This window comes from Nitrosomonas sp. JL21 (assembly GCF_009833095.1).
Classification (GTDB): domain Bacteria; phylum Pseudomonadota; class Gammaproteobacteria; order Burkholderiales; family Nitrosomonadaceae; genus Nitrosomonas.
Genome location: NZ_QRCB01000008.1, coordinates 1 through 19974 on the forward strand (window position 1 = coordinate 1; position 19974 = coordinate 19974).

Annotated in this window: 17 protein-coding genes and 1 tRNA gene; 4 read left to right on the forward strand and 14 right to left on the reverse strand. The window is 48.7% G+C overall.

From position 1 onward, the window contains the following. From ABF87_RS14935 to ABF87_RS03410, 4 genes are all read right to left on the reverse strand, one after another. Nucleotides 1-3663 (reverse strand): integrin alpha (locus ABF87_RS14935; RefSeq protein WP_240143505.1); only part of this gene is annotated, 3663 nt, incomplete at its 3' end. Between the two features lie 271 nt (nucleotides 3664-3934). Beyond that, on the reverse strand, nucleotides 3935-5914 hold the full coding sequence (locus ABF87_RS03400; protein ID WP_160827735.1) for an integrin alpha: 1980 nt from the start codon (nucleotides 5912-5914) through the stop codon (nucleotides 3935-3937). Between the two features lie 364 nt (nucleotides 5915-6278). Next, nucleotides 6279-7028: a DsbC family protein gene (locus ABF87_RS03405; RefSeq protein ID WP_160827736.1), complete on the reverse strand. Its 750-nt coding sequence runs from the start codon at nucleotides 7026-7028 to the stop codon at nucleotides 6279-6281. A gap of 24 nt (nucleotides 7029-7052) precedes the next feature. Continuing rightward, entirely contained in the window at nucleotides 7053-8222 is a 1170-nt protein-coding gene (locus ABF87_RS03410; RefSeq protein ID WP_160827737.1) for a UbiH/UbiF family hydroxylase, read from the reverse strand. 233 nt (nucleotides 8223-8455) lie between these two features. Here ABF87_RS03410 and ABF87_RS03415 point away from each other — a divergent pair. Then, nucleotides 8456-8531: transfer RNA gene (locus ABF87_RS03415), tRNA-Met, on the forward strand. 117 nt (nucleotides 8532-8648) lie between these two features. On the opposite strand, the gene ABF87_RS03420 is transcribed toward ABF87_RS03415, so the two are convergent. The 6 genes from ABF87_RS03420 to ABF87_RS03445 form a co-directional block, all read right to left on the reverse strand. Continuing rightward, nucleotides 8649-9110 (reverse strand): PA2169 family four-helix-bundle protein, encoded by a 462-nt coding sequence (locus ABF87_RS03420; protein ID WP_160827738.1) that lies wholly within the window; start codon nucleotides 9108-9110, stop codon nucleotides 8649-8651. 353 nt (nucleotides 9111-9463) lie between these two features. Further along, nucleotides 9464-10102 (reverse strand): CHRD domain-containing protein, encoded by a 639-nt coding sequence (locus tag ABF87_RS03425; RefSeq protein ID WP_160827739.1) that lies wholly within the window; start codon nucleotides 10100-10102, stop codon nucleotides 9464-9466. Between the two features lie 239 nt (nucleotides 10103-10341). Further along, nucleotides 10342-10659, reverse strand: a complete 318-nt coding sequence (locus ABF87_RS03430) for a DUF1840 domain-containing protein (protein WP_160827740.1) — start codon at nucleotides 10657-10659, stop codon at nucleotides 10342-10344. 92 nt (nucleotides 10660-10751) lie between these two features. Beyond that, a complete protein-coding gene (locus tag ABF87_RS03435; RefSeq protein WP_160827741.1) occupies nucleotides 10752-10901 on the reverse strand; it encodes a hypothetical protein in 150 nt (49 codons plus the stop codon). A 4-nt stretch (nucleotides 10902-10905) separates the two neighbouring features. Next, on the reverse strand, nucleotides 10906-11271 hold the full coding sequence (locus tag ABF87_RS03440; protein ID WP_160827742.1) for a hypothetical protein: 366 nt from the start codon (nucleotides 11269-11271) through the stop codon (nucleotides 10906-10908). A 122-nt stretch (nucleotides 11272-11393) separates the two neighbouring features. Then, the gene (locus ABF87_RS03445; protein ID WP_160827743.1) at nucleotides 11394-11597 is read right to left on the reverse strand and encodes a CsbD family protein; all 204 of its coding nucleotides are present in this window, start codon (nucleotides 11595-11597) and stop codon (nucleotides 11394-11396) included. A gap of 512 nt (nucleotides 11598-12109) precedes the next feature. Here ABF87_RS03445 and ABF87_RS03450 point away from each other — a divergent pair. Beyond that, entirely contained in the window at nucleotides 12110-12313 is a 204-nt protein-coding gene (locus ABF87_RS03450) for a hypothetical protein (RefSeq protein ID WP_160827744.1), read from the forward strand. Between the two features lie 204 nt (nucleotides 12314-12517). Continuing rightward, the gene (locus tag ABF87_RS03455; RefSeq protein WP_160827745.1) at nucleotides 12518-12790 is read left to right on the forward strand and encodes a hypothetical protein; all 273 of its coding nucleotides are present in this window, start codon (nucleotides 12518-12520) and stop codon (nucleotides 12788-12790) included. Nucleotides 12791-12798: 8 nt separating this feature from the next. On the opposite strand, the gene ABF87_RS03460 is transcribed toward ABF87_RS03455, so the two are convergent. From ABF87_RS03460 to ABF87_RS03470, 3 genes are all read right to left on the reverse strand, one after another. Next, complete coding sequence (locus ABF87_RS03460; RefSeq protein ID WP_160827746.1) at nucleotides 12799-12936, reverse strand: hypothetical protein; 138 nt, start codon at nucleotides 12934-12936, stop codon at nucleotides 12799-12801. 18 nt (nucleotides 12937-12954) lie between these two features. Further along, nucleotides 12955-14784, reverse strand: coding sequence for an Ig-like domain-containing protein (locus ABF87_RS03465; protein WP_160827747.1), 1830 nt, complete (start codon nucleotides 14782-14784; stop codon nucleotides 12955-12957). A 92-nt stretch (nucleotides 14785-14876) separates the two neighbouring features. Then, complete coding sequence (locus tag ABF87_RS03470) at nucleotides 14877-17381, reverse strand: hypothetical protein (RefSeq protein ID WP_240143506.1); 2505 nt, start codon at nucleotides 17379-17381, stop codon at nucleotides 14877-14879. A gap of 280 nt (nucleotides 17382-17661) precedes the next feature. On the opposite strand from ABF87_RS03470, the gene ABF87_RS03475 reads away from it, so the two are divergent. After that, nucleotides 17662-18471, forward strand: a complete 810-nt coding sequence (locus ABF87_RS03475; protein ID WP_160827748.1) for an NYN domain-containing protein — start codon at nucleotides 17662-17664, stop codon at nucleotides 18469-18471. 196 nt (nucleotides 18472-18667) lie between these two features. Here the strand turns inward: ABF87_RS03475 and ABF87_RS03480 are convergent, their stop codons facing one another. Then, nucleotides 18668-19885, reverse strand: a complete 1218-nt coding sequence (locus ABF87_RS03480; protein ID WP_160827749.1) for an RtcB family protein — start codon at nucleotides 19883-19885, stop codon at nucleotides 18668-18670. Nucleotides 19886-19974: the final 89 nt, after the last annotated feature.

Genomic DNA, 19974 nt, shown 5'->3' on the forward strand with positions numbered 1-19974 from the left:
AATGCAGATGGTTTCGATGCCTTGGATTTTGTCACCCACATTCGCTAAATCCAGATTCAGATCCTTACCGTCCAGATTCAAGATATCGGTGCCGGTTCCGCCGTCGATCGATGCAAAATTGAGGTCGGGCACCTTGATCTGATCAACACCAGCGCCACCTTGAAACACATCCGCACCGCCACGGCCGATCAGAATGTCATTACCGTCCCCGGCTTCAAAGATTTCTGCGGCTGAGGTGCCGCGTAGTACATCGTCATCGGATGTACCTGGGATTTCCGGCAGTTCGCCGCCACCACCGTTGCCAAAATGGCTACTACCAAAGAGAATATAGCTAGCGCCGGCGCCCTCTTCTTTTGGACTAGCACCGGGCGCACCCACGATCAGGTCATCAAAACCGTCACCGTTGATATCCCCGGCACCGCTGACCGAGCGTCCAGAATGTTCACCTGCCAGTCCTTTCAAAATCACGCCATTGCTGCCATCCAGCGTGGTCACATTCAGTATGGCGTCAAAACCCGATGCCTTGCCAAACACGACATAACTCAAGTCCGGGGTTTGTGAAAAACTGTAACCTGACACAATCACATCGTCGAAACCATCACCATTGACATCACCCGCACCGCTGACACTGAAACCCAACTGGTCACCTTCATACGATCCTGTCAACTGAAAACCGTTGCTGCCATCCAGACTATCCAGTTCCAGCACAGCATCGAAATCCGAGCCTTTACCGAACACGACGTAACTGGTGCCTGCAGAAAAGCCATTCTCGCTGGCATCCTTTGCGCCAATAATGACATCATCAAAACCATCGCCATTGACGTCCCCTGCGTTACTGACCACACTGCTTGGACCTTCCAGACGAAAACCGTTACTGCCATCCAGACTGGTAACATCAACCGTGGCATTAAAACCGGATGCCTGACCGAACACCACACTCCCCGGTATGATCATGTCATCAAAACCGTCGCCATTCATATCCCCGGCTGCACTGACCGAATCAGCGTAAACCGTATTTTTTAAACGGAAACCATTGCTTCCATCCAGCGTAGCGGTATCAAATTCAGCACCAAAGCCCGATGCTCGCCCGAATACCACCTTGGCTCCCGTATAACCCCCATTCATTATCAAATCATCAAAACCATCGCCATTGATATCACCGGTACTGCTAACGGATCTTCCCATTTGATCATAACTTTCCCCAATCAGACGAAAACCGTTACTGCCATCCAGACTCGATAAGTCGATACGTGCATCGAAGCCTGCCGCCTTGCCAAACACCACATAGCTGGAACCAAATGTATCATCGTTGGTAAAAGGCCCCGGTGCTCCGATTATCATATCGTCGAAGCCATCGCCATTGACATCACCGGCACCGCTGACCGAAAAACCTGATTTACCGGATTCATGAACTCCATCCAGTCGAAAGCCATTGCTGCCGTCCAGACTGGATACACTCATGCTCGCATCGAACCCCGCCGCCTTGCCAAATACTACAAAGCTTGAGCCGGATAAAAATTCATTCGATGCAGCCTCATAATCACCGATAATCACGTCATCGAAACCGTCGCCATTGATATCACCGGCATCACTGACTGAACTACCCAACCGATCAAAGCTGGCGGCTCCATCCAGCCGGAATCCATTCTGACCGTCCAGGCTGGACAAATCGATTACACTGGGTATGACCAGCGGATCGGTACCAATCGATGTATCGATCAGCAATTCCGCACCCTGCTTAGTAAAAGCATGCATACCATTCTTCATGCCGGCATCGATCCAACCCTCGCTCAGGCCGACCACACGGTCGCCTGCATTGCCCTTCACCACCAGCGTATCACTGCTATCCGACACATCCAGCACACTTTGCGCGGTCAGGGTCAGCGTGTTGTCACCACTCCCCGTCAGATCGATGGTTTCAATATCCACGATCCGGCTTGCCAGGTTAAGCTGGCCAATCCGATCGATGTAGTCGGCCAGCTTCAGATCGATGTCACTACCGGTAAACGCCAGCGTATCGCTACCGGCACCGCCATTTGCGCTTTGAAAATCCAGATCGGGTACCCGGATGATGTCATCGCCGTTGTTCCCGCTGATGGCATCTGCGCCTCCTCCCCCAGACAGGATATCGTTGTCTCCTTTCCCCGTGAAATACTCCATCGCTGGCGTGCCATTCAACTCGTTACGCGCATGAGTTCCCATCAATACTGGGGTTTCCTTGAAATGATCACTGCCCAGCAGCACATAACTCGCACCCGAGTTATGACTACCGGCGTCTGCTCCGGGAGCGCCAATGATCACATCGTCGAAACCATCCTGATTGATGTCTCCAGCACCGCCGATCACGGCTGCCGAATCTCCAGCCACACCATCCAGACGAATTCCATTGTCGCTGTCGAGGTTGGGTAAATCCACAACCGCATCGAAGCCTGAAGCACGACCAAAAACGATATAACTGGAGCCCGCAAAAGCCATGTCATAAGGAGTAGCCTCCGAAGCTCCGACGATCAGATCGTCGAAACCGTCGCCATTCACATCGCCGGCAGCTTTTAGGGGTGTCGTGATTCTTTCACGAAAGGGCATTGTCTTTAGGGTAAAGCCATCGCTACCGTCCAGTTGCGACAAATCCAGATTGGGGTCTATGCCGGAGGCTTTGCCAAACACGACATAGTTGAACAAGGTAGAATCAAATGGAGAAGGATCCGAGAAAAAGACCAGATCATCCAAACCATCGCCGTTGATATCGCCCGCATTGCTTATCGAAATGGCATCCGTATTCAGGTGCAATCCCTCGCTCGCATCGAGATCGGCGGGATCTTCCGCTGCGGCAAAACCGGATGTCTTGCCGAATACCACGTAATTATTGACTTCACCCCCACCGCCACCATACGGGATGGTATAAGTCGAATCGGTGACCACCAGCAGATCATCCAGACCATCGCCGTTGATGTCGCTTGCACCCGTCACCGATAAATCGCCGCCGCCATGAGTATCCGTCAACCTGAAACCGGAACTGTCGTCCAGATTCGACAGATCGATCATTGCATCAAAACCCGTCGTATGGCCAAACACAACATAGCTCGAACTGATTGCATTGTTGTCCTGATCCACATAAACGGCTTCAACGATCGCATCGTCAAAACCATCGCCATTGACATCCACTGCACCATTGACGAATTGAACATTTTCATAGAAATGCCCCCCTTTCAGGCGAAAACCGTTATTGCCATCCAGAGTCGTCAGATCGATCTGTGCATCGAAACCTGATGCCCGCCCAAACACCACAAAGTTGGAGCCGGACCCTCTAACCATTACATCGTCAAATCCGTCACCATTGATATCACCAGCGCTGCTGACTGCCCCCCGATAGCTCCGTTCGCTATGCCCACCATCCAGCCGGAAGCCATTACTGCCATCCAGAGCCGATAATGGCAGGGTTGCATCCAATCCCCCCGCCTTGCCAAACACCACATAACTAGCGCCATAATCGTCTGCTCCCGCATTAACTAAAGGTGCGCCAATGATCACATCATCAAAACCATCGCCATTGACGTCCCCGGCGCTGCTGACTGATGCACCCGCATAATCGCCCTCCGACACCCCATCCAGACGAAATCCATCGCTGCCATTAATACTGAACAAATTAAAAACCGGAATACTCATGATTTCATCTCCCCTGATACAACTGCCGACTTATGAATGATGCAAGAAAAAATGGCACATCATGAATTGCCCTCTTCATCCATCCTTCAACCCATTCTGCATGCTACGCCGAATACAATCCGATCACAACTCAACCATTTTTCTTTAAATACCATGAGATTGAGCAAGGTTAATCCGAATACATCAGGACGTGTTTTACACTCGACAATAAAAAAGCCCGCCAGATGAATCTGGCAGGCTTGAGTGAGAAGAAAAAAGCGCAGCTTGTCGGCTACGCGATAAAATCAATCGCCAAATTTGCACCCACCAACAACACCGCATCGTCATTCGTATACGTGTGATAAAAACCCTTCACGCCGCCATCGACCCAGCCGTTATCCTGCACCGTCACAAGATCTCCGGCATTACCGTGAAGCTTCAGGGTATTGGACGTATCGGATAGATTGAGCACGCTGTCCGCAGTCAATGACAATGTGTTGTCACCGCGGCCGTAAATGCAGATGGTTTCGATGCCTTGGATTTTGTCACCCACATTCGCTAAATCCAGATGCAGATCCTTGCCGTCCAGGTGCAGGATATCGGTACCCGCTCCGCCGTCGATCAATGCAAAATTGAGGTCGGGCACTTTGATCTGATCAACCCCAGCGCCGCCATGAAACACATCCGCGCCGCCGCGGCCGATCATCATATCGTTGCCGTCACCTGCTTCAAAGATTTCAGCGGCTGAGGTGCCGCGCAGTACATCGTCATCGGGTGTGCCAGGGATGACTGACAAACCTCCACCATTGAAATCGCTGCGCCCAAAGATGATATAGCTAGCTCCAGAACCTGTACCTGTGCCATCTGAATTAGCGCCAGGAGCACCTATAATCAAATCGTCATATCCATCATCATTAACATCTCCTGCGCCGCTAACGGAAGAACCTGAGAAATCTCCGGTCCCGGCACCATCGATACGAAAACCAGCATTACTATCCAAATCAGAAAGATTCATTGTCGCTTCGAACCCTGAAGCTTTACCAAATAGGATGTAGCTGGAACCTGAATTACTACCGTCAAAATCTGCACTAACTGCCCCGATAATCAGGTCATCAAACCCATCACCATTGACATCTCCTGCATTGCTGACCGAGCTACCCGAATAATCACTTATATTTTCACCATTTAAACGGAATCCATTACTACCATCCAAGCTAGATAAATTTAAGGTTGGATCGAAGCCCGAAGCTCTTCCAAAGATTACATAAGTAGATCCTAAGCTCGAGCTATTAAAGGCCCCAACAATCACATCATCAAACCCATCGCTATTGAAATCTCCAGCAGTACTGACCGAATTAACGCGAGAGTCCCCTTCTATATTGAAACCGTTCGTACCGTCAAGACTGGAAAGATCGAATGTAGCGTCAGAATCAGAACCTTTGCCGAACAGCAGGTAAAGAGAATCTTTGGCATCGATAATTACATCACCAAACCCATCTCCATTCACATCTCCCGCACTGCTTACATCACTCCCCACATGATCAGATTCTTTTCTTCCATTAATGAGAAAACCATTGCTACCATCGAGTCTGGAACCATCCATCACTGCATCAAAACCTGAGCTCTTACCAAACACAACAAAGCTTGCTCCTCCTTCATAAATAGAATTGTTCGGATCAAAATTAGGACCGCCAACAATTACATCATCAAACCCATCTCCATTCACATCTCCTGCACCACTGACAGAAGCACCGATCTTGTCAAACTCCCTCAGGCCATTTATGCGAAAACCATTGTTACCATCAAGATTGGACACATCCACATCAGCATTGAATCCCGAAGCCTTTCCAAATACGATAAAACTGGATCCAGTACCTAGAGAAGTTGGTCGATCCTTGTTGGCAAAAGGAGCACCAATGAGTAAATCATCCAACCCATCCCCATTCACATCTCCAGCACTGCCGACCGCACTTCCAAAGTCGTAACCTTCTATCCCAGTTAGGCGAAAACCATTGCTGCCATTCAAAGTAGATACATCCAAGGTGGCATCGAAACCCGTAGTTTTTCCAAACACTACATAACTGAAACCAGATCCATCATAAGGGCCTCCAGTGAGGGCATAAGGAGCACTGAGAATCACATCGTCTATACCATCGCCATTGACGTCTCCTGCATTGCTGACCGCTTTACCCAATCCGCCACCCGGAACACCATCCAAACGAAATCCATTACTGCCATCCAGGCTGCCTAAATCCATAGTTACAGTTGCCATGTTCACACCTCATAAAAATTAGATCATAAAATACTTCTCCACCCTCTTTTCGAATGTTACTTCCAATAAGCCCTGTCAGCAATTGATGAATTCCTTGAAATTTCTTTCATGAAATCATAGCCAGACTGCCCAATTGGTTTACTTTTGGTCGATGGGAAACCATAAAAAAAGCCTACCGGTTGAATCTGGCAGGCTTTTAATGAAAACCCTGAAAACTACTGTACTCGATTATGCTGCGCGGATATACGTTTCAAGATGCTCATGTACCAAGAGAAATTGTATTTTTTCGCCCGATATCGCTCTGCCATTCATCGCTCACAACTTATTCCAGAATTTCCTCATGCATACAGTGAGGTTTCTGTGGCTACTTGCCTTTTCCATCCTTCGCACTGTCGATCGCATTGGCGGCGCTGTTGAGTTTCTCCTCAATCACGGCAGCCGGAATCATGCCGCCGACGATCGAGCCATCGGCAAACACCAGCGTCGGTGTACCGGAGACTTTGTTTTCACGGCCCGATTTCACGAGGACATCCAACGGCGTTTCGCACTCTTTGGCGGTCGGAGCAATATTTCTCAGCATGAAATCATCCCACGCCTTGATTTGATTATCCGAGCACCAGATTTTCTTGGCCAGTTCCATCGAGCCATTCAGCACCGGATACAGCAGGGTATAAATGGTCACGTTGTTGATCTCGAGCAGTTCTTTTTCCAGTTTCTTGCAATACGGGCAATTCGGGTCGGTAAAAATGGCCACCTGACGCTTGCCGTCGCCCTTGACGATTTTGATCGCCGATTTCAGCGGCAACGAGTCCAACGGTACCCGGCGCGCTGCTTTGATTTCCTGCATGCGCTCGTTGGTCATGCTGGTGCGGGTGCTGGTATCGATCATATGGCCAAAGAAAAAATATTTGGCCTTCTCATCGGTGTAAAACACTTCATCCCCGACCACTACTTCATAAAGCCCCAGATAAGGTGTTTTCTTCAGGCTATCGATGGCATGGCCTTCGAAATGCTGCTGGACAGCCTTTTTCACAGCCTCCTCACCTGCCCAGATGACCTGCGAACCTACAAAAAACATCAGAATAGAAATAAACAGCTTCCAGCGTATCGTCATAACGACTCCAGTAAAAAAAGAATGTCAATTCAGCGCATGCCGCATCAATTGATTTTTAATCAGCGGCCAGCGGTTGGTGATCTCCAGCCCAAGATTTCGCAGCCGGGCCAGTGTAGGATTGGAATTATTGAACAATTTTTGCAAGCCATCCGTGACCTGCTCCAAAGCCCAGATATCTTCTTTGCGCGCCCGTTCATATTGCCGCAGCAGCAGGTGATCCCCACAATCCATGAGGGCACCGCGACTGTTCAGCACCGCCACCAGTTCGCGGGTGTCCCGCAATCCCAGATTGACGCCTTGGCCGGCCAATGGATGTATGCCATGCGCTGCATCACCGATCAACACCAGACGCGGCTTGATCAACGTCTCGACATGCACGAAATTCAATGGAAACCCGACCGGCGCAGTAATCAGCTCCAGTTTACCCAGGGTACGAAGTGACGCTTCTTCGACCTGCCGGCATAGCGCTTCTGCCGGTAAATTGCGCAGCTCTGCGGCATGCTCTTCGCCCGTCGACCAGACCATCGACACGCGCTTGCCCGGAAGCGGCAACAATGCTAATACCCCATCCCGCCTGAACCATTGGTAGGCAATATGACGGTGCGGTAGTTCCGCCGTGAAATTAGCCACCACGCCTATCTGGTGATAAGGACGGCGAGAGGCTTCGATACCGGCTTGGTTACGCACCCATGAATTGACGCCATCGGCACCTACCACCAACAGTGTATCGAGCTGGGTACCATCGGCCAGTTGCACTTCGGCATGCGATTCCCGCCAGACAATGGATGTGCATTTGGCGGGACAAAAAATGTGGATATTTTCATTTGGCGGCTTGAGCGCTTCCCAGACGGCCGTTTGCAATTGGCGGTTCTCTGCAATGAACGCCAGCTCCGCCACACCCATCTCATAGGCGCTGAAATTGATTTGCGCGCTTTGATCGTCACCCCATACCGACATTTCGTGCACAGGCGTCAGGCGTTCCCCTGCCATACGTTGCCAGATTCCCAGGTTCTCGAGAAACTCCGCACTCCCCGGGCTGATCGCATAGACCCGGCTATCCCAGCTCTCGTCCTGCGGTAACGGCGCAGTCTCGTGCGGCTCAATCAATGCGATTCTCAAACCGCTGCCCTGCAATGCAGCTACCAGGCTTGCACCGACCAATCCACCGCCTATCACTACCATATCGAAGTTCATGAAACTGATTATACAGCCGCTTTATGACAGGTGGCTAACTCAAACTGAAATCTGATCGACTTGGCTTGAAATGTCTACCCTAACCCGAACCCACCATCTCGTCGAGATGGACCGTCCACCCATTTCACACCCAATCCCCTGAAAACACGCATAAACCCTTGTCTGGTCACATTTTTAAGCTTGACAAGCCATTTTCTCGAAGGCAAAATGCTGCCTCTTGTCGTTCAGCACATGGCGAATTAGCTCAGTGGTTAGAGCAGCGGAATCATAATCCGTTGGTCCGGGGTTCAAATCCCTGATTCGCCACCATGAATCCAATAAGTTAATTTATACACTTATATCTTCATTCCATTATTCCGCGCCAGTGTGGATCCCTCCCCAGCCGTTTTATTTCTACTGGCGGGAATAGAATCAATAATTGAGACTTTACGCTTTCATAGGGTTGTTCTCTGCTTCAACTCTAAGTTCCCGAATGCGATCATGATTTCTCTTTACTCCATCTAATTGCCGGGTGATCAAAGAACGAAGAGATTCGGGCATTTCTTCCTTTAATGCATCTTGATATGTTTTGACGGCAACATCTTCCGCTCTTTCGCATTCTTCTAACACAGCAAGATTATCCTTATCGGTAAGCGCAGTCCGGACATCAATCCACAATCGATGCAAGGCTCCCCTGAAAGTGCCCGAAGTATCCAGCTTACCGCCGTATTTTCTAATTTCTTCAGTCAACGTTTGAACCGCTTGTTCGCAACTCTCCGCCCGATCGAGAAAATAGCTCTCTAATTGGGGATCATTGGCATCTTCCGCGCATTTTCTGAAACCCTCTGCGCCATCGCGAGAAGTTTCAATGAGGTCATTTAATACATCAATACTTTTTTTATGAGTCATATCATTCTCCCGAAATTAAATCTCACGTTTTTTAACATCGGCCTAGACCTTGAAAATAGGCTAACTTAGCCATTGATTGTCTACTTAAATTCTTTAGCATATCCAATCAAATGGTTATGGATATAATCAGGCAAAATCGTTCGCTCGTCAGTACGCTAGGATACATCTCCTCAAATTGATCCTTCTTTTAATATCATGCACTGAACTCCTGTCGATTAATCCACTGTTCCTGAATTTAAGACCACGATTTTTCAACAGTCGAAAAAAAAGGATCAGCGTTTGTGATCCGCCAATCCTTTCTAAGAAAAGCTCCGCAAAACGACCGCAGGAGCGTTATATTAAATTGGAATTTATTAACGTAACGGCGTAGCTGTGGTCAGCACGAAAACTCCATTCACTAACTCGAGTACCGCATCATAGGTTTGCGGTCCTTGTATGCCCGGTACTAATACATTCGTCAGCGTGACTTGGGAATTTTGATAAATTGCATTGCGGGCATCGTCGCGATTTTGGAGTAACTGTCCCCTGATTTCACCGCCACTGGCCAAAGTGCTGTGGATGTTGTAATACATCCGGCCTGCCAGCAACTCCGTTTCGATGGCTGCAACCTGTTCTTCTGTGAGCGTTACGGAACCTGAAACATTGCCCGTGTTAGTTTCCGGCAGATCGGGCAACGCCAGCACTATGCCTGCGGATGTCCCCACATCAGCCGGCCCATGAAAATGATTATTGCCACCCTCTCGTATGATTGGAACGGCATTATCCTGCAGTTTCCAGTTCACGTTGTACGTAAGAACCTTGGTCGTGTTGTCGTAAAAAACCGTGATCCGGCCATATCCCATCGAATCTGGCGCAGGTGTCGGCGTAGGGGTAGTGACCGCCTCCTGACTGGGCGTCAAGGGCATCTCAATAAACGCAAATACTTCAGCCATGCTTGCGTGGGAAAAGCTCAGTCCAGCGATTGCCGCTGCCAGTAAAGTCGTCTTTTTCATTTTTATTCCTCCTCCATATTTGAATTGATATCGCAGATAATTTGGAACTTGACTCCAAATTAGGGTTAAGGTATCGCGATTAGGAGTGGCGAACTGTACGCTTGCCAACTTAATGCTCAGATAGAGCGTGTCCATCACTGATAAGTGATGGGTATGTAAGAGAAATGAGACAAAAAAGAGTGATTACGCAATCCTCCTCAGTACATTTTCGCTGACGAATCAGATGAAGCCGATGATAGTTATTTCCACATTACATCGGTCTCAGCTTCTGCAGCAGCGGTCAGCAAGCTGATCAAAGGCAGCGCCCGGTGAGATAGACTCACGGTGGGTTCATCCTTTTCATCGTCATCTTCATCGGGCGCGGTATTCTCGGCGGAATGCGAGGCCATCTCAGCGTCGACAGCCTTTCTCAATCGATCGAGCGCCATCGGCACATCAGCCGCCAGAATTGCGCCCGGCACTGTTTTGCTGTGCCCCATCATTGTTATGAACGTCAATGCATTTTCCCCAAACATCGTGATGTCAGCATGAGCATCGGTAGTAAACGTTATGAGCATAAGATTCTCCTCACCGAAAAGTACCCAGGAAATATTTGAAAACCGCTACGTTGTTCGAACCGGTTGCGTGGGAACCAGACTTCAATATCCAGTTACGCCGCGTCAATCGCGCGCATCGCCCCCCATACCCCGTGTGCCTGGGCTGCGCTTGTAAAATCATGACGAAGTGCAGCCGCACGATACCAATGTTTCCCGCAATAAAAAACCGCCGGGCTGGCGGTTTGGGTAAGCCTATCCAGCATCCCCTCAATATCCAGACCCTGCTCCGCCACTCGTCGCCCCGGAAGGAGCGCCTGAATTCATACCCGACGATTCGCCGGAACTCGTCCCTGATGGCGCAGTTGAACTATTCGGGCTTGTGCCCACCGGATTGGAGGGGCTTACGCCCGCAGGCGTGCTGGGGCGCGCGCCGGGAATATTGGAGTTAACGCCGGTTGGATCACTCGGATTCACTAACGCCGGATTGCGGGTGGAAGGATTTGCTTGCGATTGAGGAACCGTCACCGGATCATTGGTTCCCATGCCCGTCGAATCAGCAAAAGCGACGCTGCTCGGGGTCATCAGTGCCAACGCGACAAACATCGCAATGGCTGAATGTTGTATGTTAATCATGACATTTCTCCTTTCAGTTGAAAGTAATGTAGGCACATCATGGTGTCTCAGTATTCAGCAGACAAGGAGCTGCTCGCGCCGCTCCTTGTCTTCAGATATTCTCAAACGTAGTCACAATTCAATCAGCAACCACAGCCTTTTGAGAAATCATTCACTTGTTTCTCGGCTTCTTCTTTGGATATGCCATAGCGAGCTTGCACTTTGCCAATCAACTCTTCGCGTTTACCATCGATGACATCCAAATCATCATTGGTCAATTTTCCCCATTGTTGTTGAGCTTTACCCGCTAATTGTTTCCAGTTGCCAGCGATTTCGTCCCAGTTCATGTGATTCTCCTTGAGTAGATTTCAATCGTTGTATATTGAACCGATCAATATCAACGTCATAAAAATACTGCCGTTTTGTGTTAAAAATGATTGCTCAGTATTTTCCCAACAGCAGCGCACCTTCTTTCATTCACTCTTTCTTGTCACGTCGACAAATGCTCCGGCTCTGATACAAGACTTGAGATACACTCAACAGTGAATGAAATACTGTGAGCGAAGTATGGAATTATCTGCTGAGAGCGTCTGTGCGGAAGCTAACTTTGCTCGATCTGAACAATCAGGAAAACGCTGAGAAAGGCAAAAAATCAAGCTCTGACGAACTGAAACTGAGTAAGAGCACCAGTACACCCGTTGAGCCCGATCTGAAACTGTATGACTGTGAAGAAAACAACATACTATTGGTATGCTTCAATGTACAAGCCCATCAATAGAAAATAAAAGCGAGCGCGTGAAATTCCCGGTCGGGTAACAAAACGCCATCTCGTGCAAATCCAACTAAATCTCATAAAATCATGACACAAACCCCAAAGAAAGTAAGAATTTCAGACACATTCTCAAATCGGGAAATTCAGACCTTCATGGTTGATCTGGGCAATATAGACCCATACCTGCTAGACCAAGACTACATTGAAGAAGCCTGGCGACTGGCTGTGGAAGAAAAATTGGTCGATCAGGATCATCGTGAAAAATATAAATTCGAGATCGTGATCGAATGAAATATCAGAGCTCTCCATAAAGAGAGGCACACCTTGATAAAAAATGCGCTTGAAATGGCAAGGCCAAATCATCGAGCACCCACTTTTCTTGAGATTGGATTTTTTCATCCTCATTTTCTTCCATGTTAACCACCGTACAGACTTAGAAACAAATTATCCCTATGGTTTTCTTTTTGACTTTCAAAAAACTGAACGGGGGTTATTATGGTTTTACTGTTCCGCGTGGCATTCTACATGGCAATTATCGGAATTATCCTGAACATGAATTCCAGAGCCTATTCTCAATCGACTCCTCCTTTGGATAAACCGATAGAAAAACCCCCTCTCTCTCAGATGACAGAAGAAGGGCGCATCCAAGAAAAAATCGATAAAAAAAGGCTTAAAAAGAACTCTCCTGATAGCGATATCAATCATCCGCAAAGCCCCAACATCGATCCGGCTTATACGCCCGCTAATGTTGATGATATTCGAAGATAAAACCCGGTTTAGAACGCACGGCATAGGGTTCTGTGCTTGATGCCTGATTGATGCGCGCAGCCTGACTGAACGCGATCGGAATAATTCTTCAGAATCTCCTTGGGAAGTTCGAGATAAGGGAGCAATTCCCAAGGAAATCGGTGCATTCAATCATTTCCAGGCTTCTAAATGAAAGCAGCCTGATCTATTCCCACCAAAGCTGCTTCCTGAACAGTAAACGAGGCATTCGAAAAACCCCCATACGCATTGCCGTCGACATCCGTAATTACTCCGTTTGCCATCTGGGCGGTATAGAGGGTGCCGGGCACGAGATCATCGTCCAGATCGAAAATGACGCTTCTACCATTGAAGAGCACCTGATCGCGATCGGTGATTGCGATCGTGCGCTGATCCGTTCCATTGCTGAGAATAAGATTCCCCTCTCCCGCAATAATTTTTTCATCGAATCTCAATATCAGCGGCTGATCCGATCGAACGCTGGCGCCATCGATGGGATAGCTGCCTACAACCAACGGTGCAGAATCTATGGTGTCGATCGTGAGCTGATTCGACTCAGCCGCTGACCGGTTGCCATCGATATCCGTAATTGCGCTCGCCGGAACTTGTAAAGTATAGGTCGTGTTGGGCTGCAAGGGCAGCTCAGGTCGAATGGCTACAATAGGGACTGATTCATCAAAAGTCACTTGGCTGATATCATGAATATCGATGCTACGAATATCCACGCCATTACTGATTGTAATATTTCCATTGCCAGGCACAACCTTTTCATCAAAAAAGAACCTGAGAACCTGATTAATCTTTACATTCTCAAATCGCTCGCCGGGTAAAAAAGGCCAGAGCGGCCCAGCTTCTATTGTAGAAAAATGAGCATCCGTAAAGCCCTCGTAAGAAATGCCGGATGAATCGGTGATTGCCCCGCTGGCCATGTGCGCGGTATAAGTCGTGCCCGCAACCAGATCTTCTGCTGGATTGATAATGATGCGGGAACCTTCAAAAGTCACCTGACTTTGATCATTCATCGCAATGGTTTGCAAATCCGTACCATTGCTTAGCACCAGATTGCCAGACCCTGCTTTGACGGTTTTATTGAACTGAAGCTCGAAGTCTGCGTCGGCTTTAAAATTCTCCCACCCTCGCTCAGGCGGGGTGACATAGAGTATGAATTGTTCAGGAGCGGGAGGATAGGTTTCGTAAAAGACGCTGATCGGCTCGGCCATCGGATGCCCTGCCTCGTCGGTAATGACGCCACTTTCTATTTCGAGGTCATACGTCGAATCGGGTAATAAATCTTCCGCGGGATCGACAGTGATCACATCGCCTTCAAATGTCACTTGACTCTCATCATTGATGTCTATCGTTCTCACATCGTTGCCGTTGCTGAGAATGATTTCACCTTTTACAGGCTTGACGGTTTCATCAAAATGAAGCTGAAGATTCCCATCAACCGGTATAACTTCATTAAAGGAGGCAAACTGCGGCGTCGACGCTATCGTTGTAAAGGATGCATCGTTAAAGCCGGGTTGCGGATTGCCTTTTCTATCCAGAAACACGCCATCCGCAACCTGGATGGTATATTCAGTATTCAATTGCAAATCAGCAGATGGATTGATCGTAACCACACCGAATTCTTCTCTGTTTTGGAAAAAAGGATTAAAAGACCGATAATCAGGTGCGCCAAAGGTTATCTGTGTCGCATCATTCACATCGATTAAACGGGTATCGGTTGGGCTGCTGAGCACGATGCTTCCTGTCCCTGCCTTAACCATCTCATCGAAATAAAAAAAGACAATGTCGTCATCGACCTTAAAAGTGGATTTGACAGAAGTCAATCGATCAGCGCCGCTCTCATTAAAAGAAAGTTCGTTCATATTCGGAAATAGATCCCGTACAAACCACAGAGCTTTTCCTCTAGGTTCTGCGCCCAGCACAGTGTTTGAAATACTCGGTCTCAGCAAATCATTGACCGTAAAATCGAAATTAATCTCATCGGACATCGTCGTTTCCTCGCTGACTGGTTTCAGTTAGATACATTTAAAAAAATTACAATTACAAATATTTGATGAATATTCAACAGTCATTGATAGTTCTAAATGAAGTTCGTTAGAACATCAATTCCGACTAATGAAACTGCTGCATTTTGATGATATGCATGATATCCCCCGCTCATTCCCCTATCCATCCATTCACTTTCATCCGTTACCAAACGTTCTGATTCCGCAATAGCTTTCTCAACTTTGTCCGCGTCTTGCGATCCTGACAATGCCGCTTCACCTTTAAAGGAGCCGCCAAATATCACGTAGCCTGAACCGGAATCCAGCAAGTTTTCATTGCGCGAGTAATAGCTTGAAACACTGGCGATTAAATCATCGAATCCATCGCCATTGACATCCCCAGCCCCGCTAATGAATTCGCCAAATCGGTCAAAGATCTGAGTCCCTTTTAAAATCAAGCCGTCTTCCCCATCCAATTGGGATAGTGTCAGCGTCGCATTGAAATTAGAAGCCTTGCCGAACACGATATAGCTAGCGCCTACTCCAAATCCATCCGGATCAGCACCCGGCGCTCCGACCAGCACATCATCGAATCCATCGCCATTGAAATCCCCGATACCGCTGACCGTAAATCCTGAGTTATATAATTCTCTTCCGCCATCCAACCGAAAACCGTTACGGCCATTCAAACTCGATAAATCAAATACATCTTTGAATTTTGAAGTTCGGCCAAATACCACATAACTGGAACCGGCGCTTACTCCATTCGAATCAGCATCAGGAGCGCCAATAATCAGGTCATCCAAACCATCGCCATTGATATCACCGGCACTGCTCACCGAAAATCCTGCGCCATCCCCTTCTGCCGAACCATCGAGCCGGAAGCCGTTGTTTCCATCGAGGTTGGCCAAATCCAGCGGTGCGTTGAATGGTCGTTCTGTCCCGAATACCACATAACTCGAATCAGGATTGCTGTCATTTAAGCTGACATCATCAGCGCCAATGATCAGGTCATCCAAACCATCGCCATTGATATCGCCGGCGCTACTGACAGTGTTCCCCAGTCCAGCGCCATTCAGCCGCAAACCTTGATCAGCGCTAAGGCCTTGCAAATTCAGCACAGCATCGAATCCGGACTTTTTGCCAAATATCAGATAGCACGACTCATCCATAGGAGAACCGATGATGATGTCGCCATACCCATCACCATTGAAGTCTCCGGTGCTGCTGATAAAATGCCCTAAATCTTCTCCCAGATTCAATCCTTGCATGCGGAAACCGTCGCTGCCGCTCAAGTTGGACAAATCTAACGGTATGCTGACAGCCTCCGCTCTGCCAAATATCACATAAGCAGAATCTAAGCGCCCACCCACAGCACTGAACGCGCTGGCTCCAACGATCAGGTCACCGAAACCATCGCCATTGACATCTCCCGCCCGGCTGATAAGAAATTCATCGACGCTATCTTCTGTCATCCCATCGATGCGAAAACCAGCACTACCCGCCAAGTTCGACAAATTCAACCTAGCCCCGAACTCGGCAGGTCCGCCCAATATAACGTAACCTGCGTCAGCTACCCCATTGTTCAAATCATGATGCTCAGCACCAATAATCAAGTCGTCATAGCCATCGCCATTAAAGTCTCCGGCACTACCCACTTTATAACTCGAGGCCAATACCCCCTCTTCGAAACGGAAGCCGTTGCTGCCATCGAGTCCATGAAGATTGATGTTGCCCTTGAGGAAATCGTCAACCGCAGCTTTGGCGCCCGCAACGGATTCCTTATCTGCAGAGATCTTCGCCATGATTGATGCCAGCTGATTTGTACTTTCGGCAGAATCGGATACAACGCCGGGTTCATTGCTCAACAACGTTACCGGATATTTCAGCAATGCAGCCAGTGTTTGCCCCGGTGGCATCGTGGTCAGAAGATATTGCAGCATAACGAAAGCCGAAGCGGTGCCAACCTTATCAATCGAGTAATAACGCGAGACATCTACGCGGTTATCAAATAATGCTGCCGCATCGCCCCAGGTCGGATCGGCATGATCCATATTATCCAATGCTGTGATCGCCCATTCGATCATCTCACCCACCGTTTGACCAGCGGCTATTTGAGCAACAATGTGGTCAATGACCGGCTTTGCTTCATCACCTGTAATGGTGTCTCCTGCAAGCCTTGAGAGGATTTTGACAGCGATAAGGGTATTCAGATTTGTTGAGGCTTGTCCCCAGTCAGGGTCTGAAGCAGGGACGGCTGACAGCGCCCGAGTCAATTCCGCAATCATTTCGGTTTGTGTTGCACCGTTAGAAACTTTGTCCTTAATGTAATTGATTACCAAAGCTTTATTTTCTGTCGATACCCAATCACCCAAAAAATCTTCCACAAAATTCTGTGCAAACGTGCCTTGAAACTCATCATTGTAAAATTTCCCAAAAAATGAATTGGTCTGAGATAACATTTGCGCCAAATCGGCAAATGATTTTCCCTGCTCCAGTTGCCTTCCCAATACATCCACAAAAATTGCACCCGGGGTCGTGCCGAATATGACTTGGCTAAGTTGGAGAATTGCAGTCTGTTGCTGGGTAGTCAGCGTCATATAAATTTCCCTTCATTGAATAGTTTCAGTAGCTTCGAAGTTCAGATCACTGAAGAAAAAATTACCCTCTCCCACGCGTGGGAAAGTACTTGAATGAATATGTCCTGTCAAATCAACAAAAAGGGTGGCACGAATAACCGATAAGCAAACGGAAGATAATGCCTGCTGACTTCATGCGCTGCTCACAAAAGCCAGACAAGCATTTAGGTCTAAGTGTGGATAGGTATGTTAAGCTTACGAAAGGATGACGGATGAATAACTTACATAGTTTGAGTTTATTTTGGCTTCTTCGCGCGCAATAGCAAAAAATGAATCTGAAGAATCTTCGCTTCGGCTTGCAGTTTTAATTGATGCCGATAATGCGCAGGCAGCTGTCATTGAAGGGCTGCTTGCAGAAATCGCGAGGTTCGGAGAAGCGACCGTAAAGCGTATTTACGGTGATTTTACAGCGACATCCAGCGCATCCTGGAAAAAGGTTTTGCAAAAGTACGCCATCAAGCCGGTACAACAATTTGCCTACACAACCGGCAAGAATGCTACCGACAGCGCATTGATCATCGATGCGATGGATTTACTGTACACGCGCAAATTTGATGGGTTCTGCTTGATTACCAGTGATAGCGATTTCACTGGCCTCGCTATGCGGCTACGTGAGGAAGGACTTACCGTTTACGGCTTTGGCGAGAAAAAAACGCCCGATGCGTTTCGCAATGCTTGCCACAAATTTGTATTCACAGAAATTCTGCGCTCAACCCCGGCCGCAGAATCGGCTGAGTCCGCAGCAAAAGAAAAGACGAGAAAGAGAACCACCAAAACCAAGACTACGGCAAAATCGGTTGAACAAAAACCGGAGTTTCCGGAAGCCTTTGTGCTGTCCGCGCTTGAACAATCGGTCGATGACAATGGATGGACGAGTTTGGGTGTTTTTGGTAGCTACCTGACCAAATTGCAACCGGATTTTGATTCAAGGCTGTATGGCTACAAGAAGCTCTCCGATTTGGTCAAAGCCAAGAAGGACCTTTTTGAAGTTGAAGAACGGCAAACTGCTGGATCAAACCGGAAAGTTTTATATCTTCGCGCAAAGAACTAAAAAACACCGAGAAAATCCCGAATTTGGCGATAACACTGCTCTGGTTATCTTTAAATCCATGATCTGAGTTCAACACAGCATGACAGAGCGAAGTGGTACTTAGCGCTCAGGAATCACTCTGACTACCGCCATCTCACCGAAACTTATCGTGAATCAAATACGCGCGATTCAGTGAGTCGTGATGAGCAATTTTTGCCTACCCCTTGACGCACACCACCTGCCGCAAGGTATGCACAACATCAACCAATGAGCGCTGCGCTCGCATCACGGCATCGATATTCTTGTACGCCATTGGAATCTCGTCGATCACATCGGCATCCTTGCGGCATTCAACATGGGCGGTGGCGGCGATCTGATCTTCGATGGTGAAGCGGCGCTTGGCTTCATTGCGGCTCATGACACGTCCGGCGCCATGGCTACAGGAGCAAAACGCTTCTTTATTGCCGAGGCCGCGCACGATATAGCTTTGCGCGCCCATCGAACCGGGAATGATGCCCAGTTCGTCTTTTTGCGCCGACACCGCGCCCTTGCGCGTCACCAGAATTTCCGCGCCGAAATGCGTTTCTTTTTGCACATAATTGTGATGGCAATTGACCGCTTCGATATCTGCGGAAAAAGGCTTGGCAATGACGTGCCGGGCCGCCGTGATCACATGCTGCATCATTACCGCACGATTGCGTCGCGCGAATTCCTGCGCCCAGCCGACGGCCTCGACATAATCGTCGAAATGCCGGTTGCCTTCTTCGAAATAAGCCAGATCGCGATCCGGCAGATTGGCGATATGCTGGCGCATGTCGTCTTGCGCCAGTTCAATGAACAAGCTGCCGATGGCATTGCCTATGCCACGAGAACCCGAATGCAGCATGAACCAGACCCGATCTGCCTCGTCCAGACAAACTTCGATAAAATGATTGCCCGTTCCCAAAGTGCCGAGATGAATATGATGGTTAGTGTCCTTCAAACGCGGATATTTCTCGGTAATGCGCTTGAAGCCAGGCAACAACCCAGCCCATGCAGCATTGACCGGTTCCGGCGGCGTCTCCCACGCGCCTTTGTCGCGCCTGCCGCGCTTCACAACGCGGCCATGCGGTACCGCCTGCTCGATCGCGCTGCGCAATCCGAACAATTCATCCGGCAAATCGGCAGCAACCAGCGTCGTGCGTGCCGCCATCATGCCACAACCGATATCGACGCCGACCGCGGCGGGAATGATCGCGCCTTGCGTCGGAATGACGCTGCCGATTGTCGATCCCTTGCCCAGATGCACGTCCGGCATGACCGCCAGATGCCTGTAAATAAACGGCAAGCCCGCAATGTTGATCAGTTGCTGGCGGGCATCATCCTCAACCGGCACCCCGTACGTCCACATCTTGATCGGCTTGCCGTTTTTAACTTCCAGTAATTGATAGTCCATTGTTCGCTTGTTTCAAAAATTCCATTTGTTTGCGTATCCTCGTGCTAATCTCCATCTTACCTGCGGACGGAATCATAAACTAATCGCCT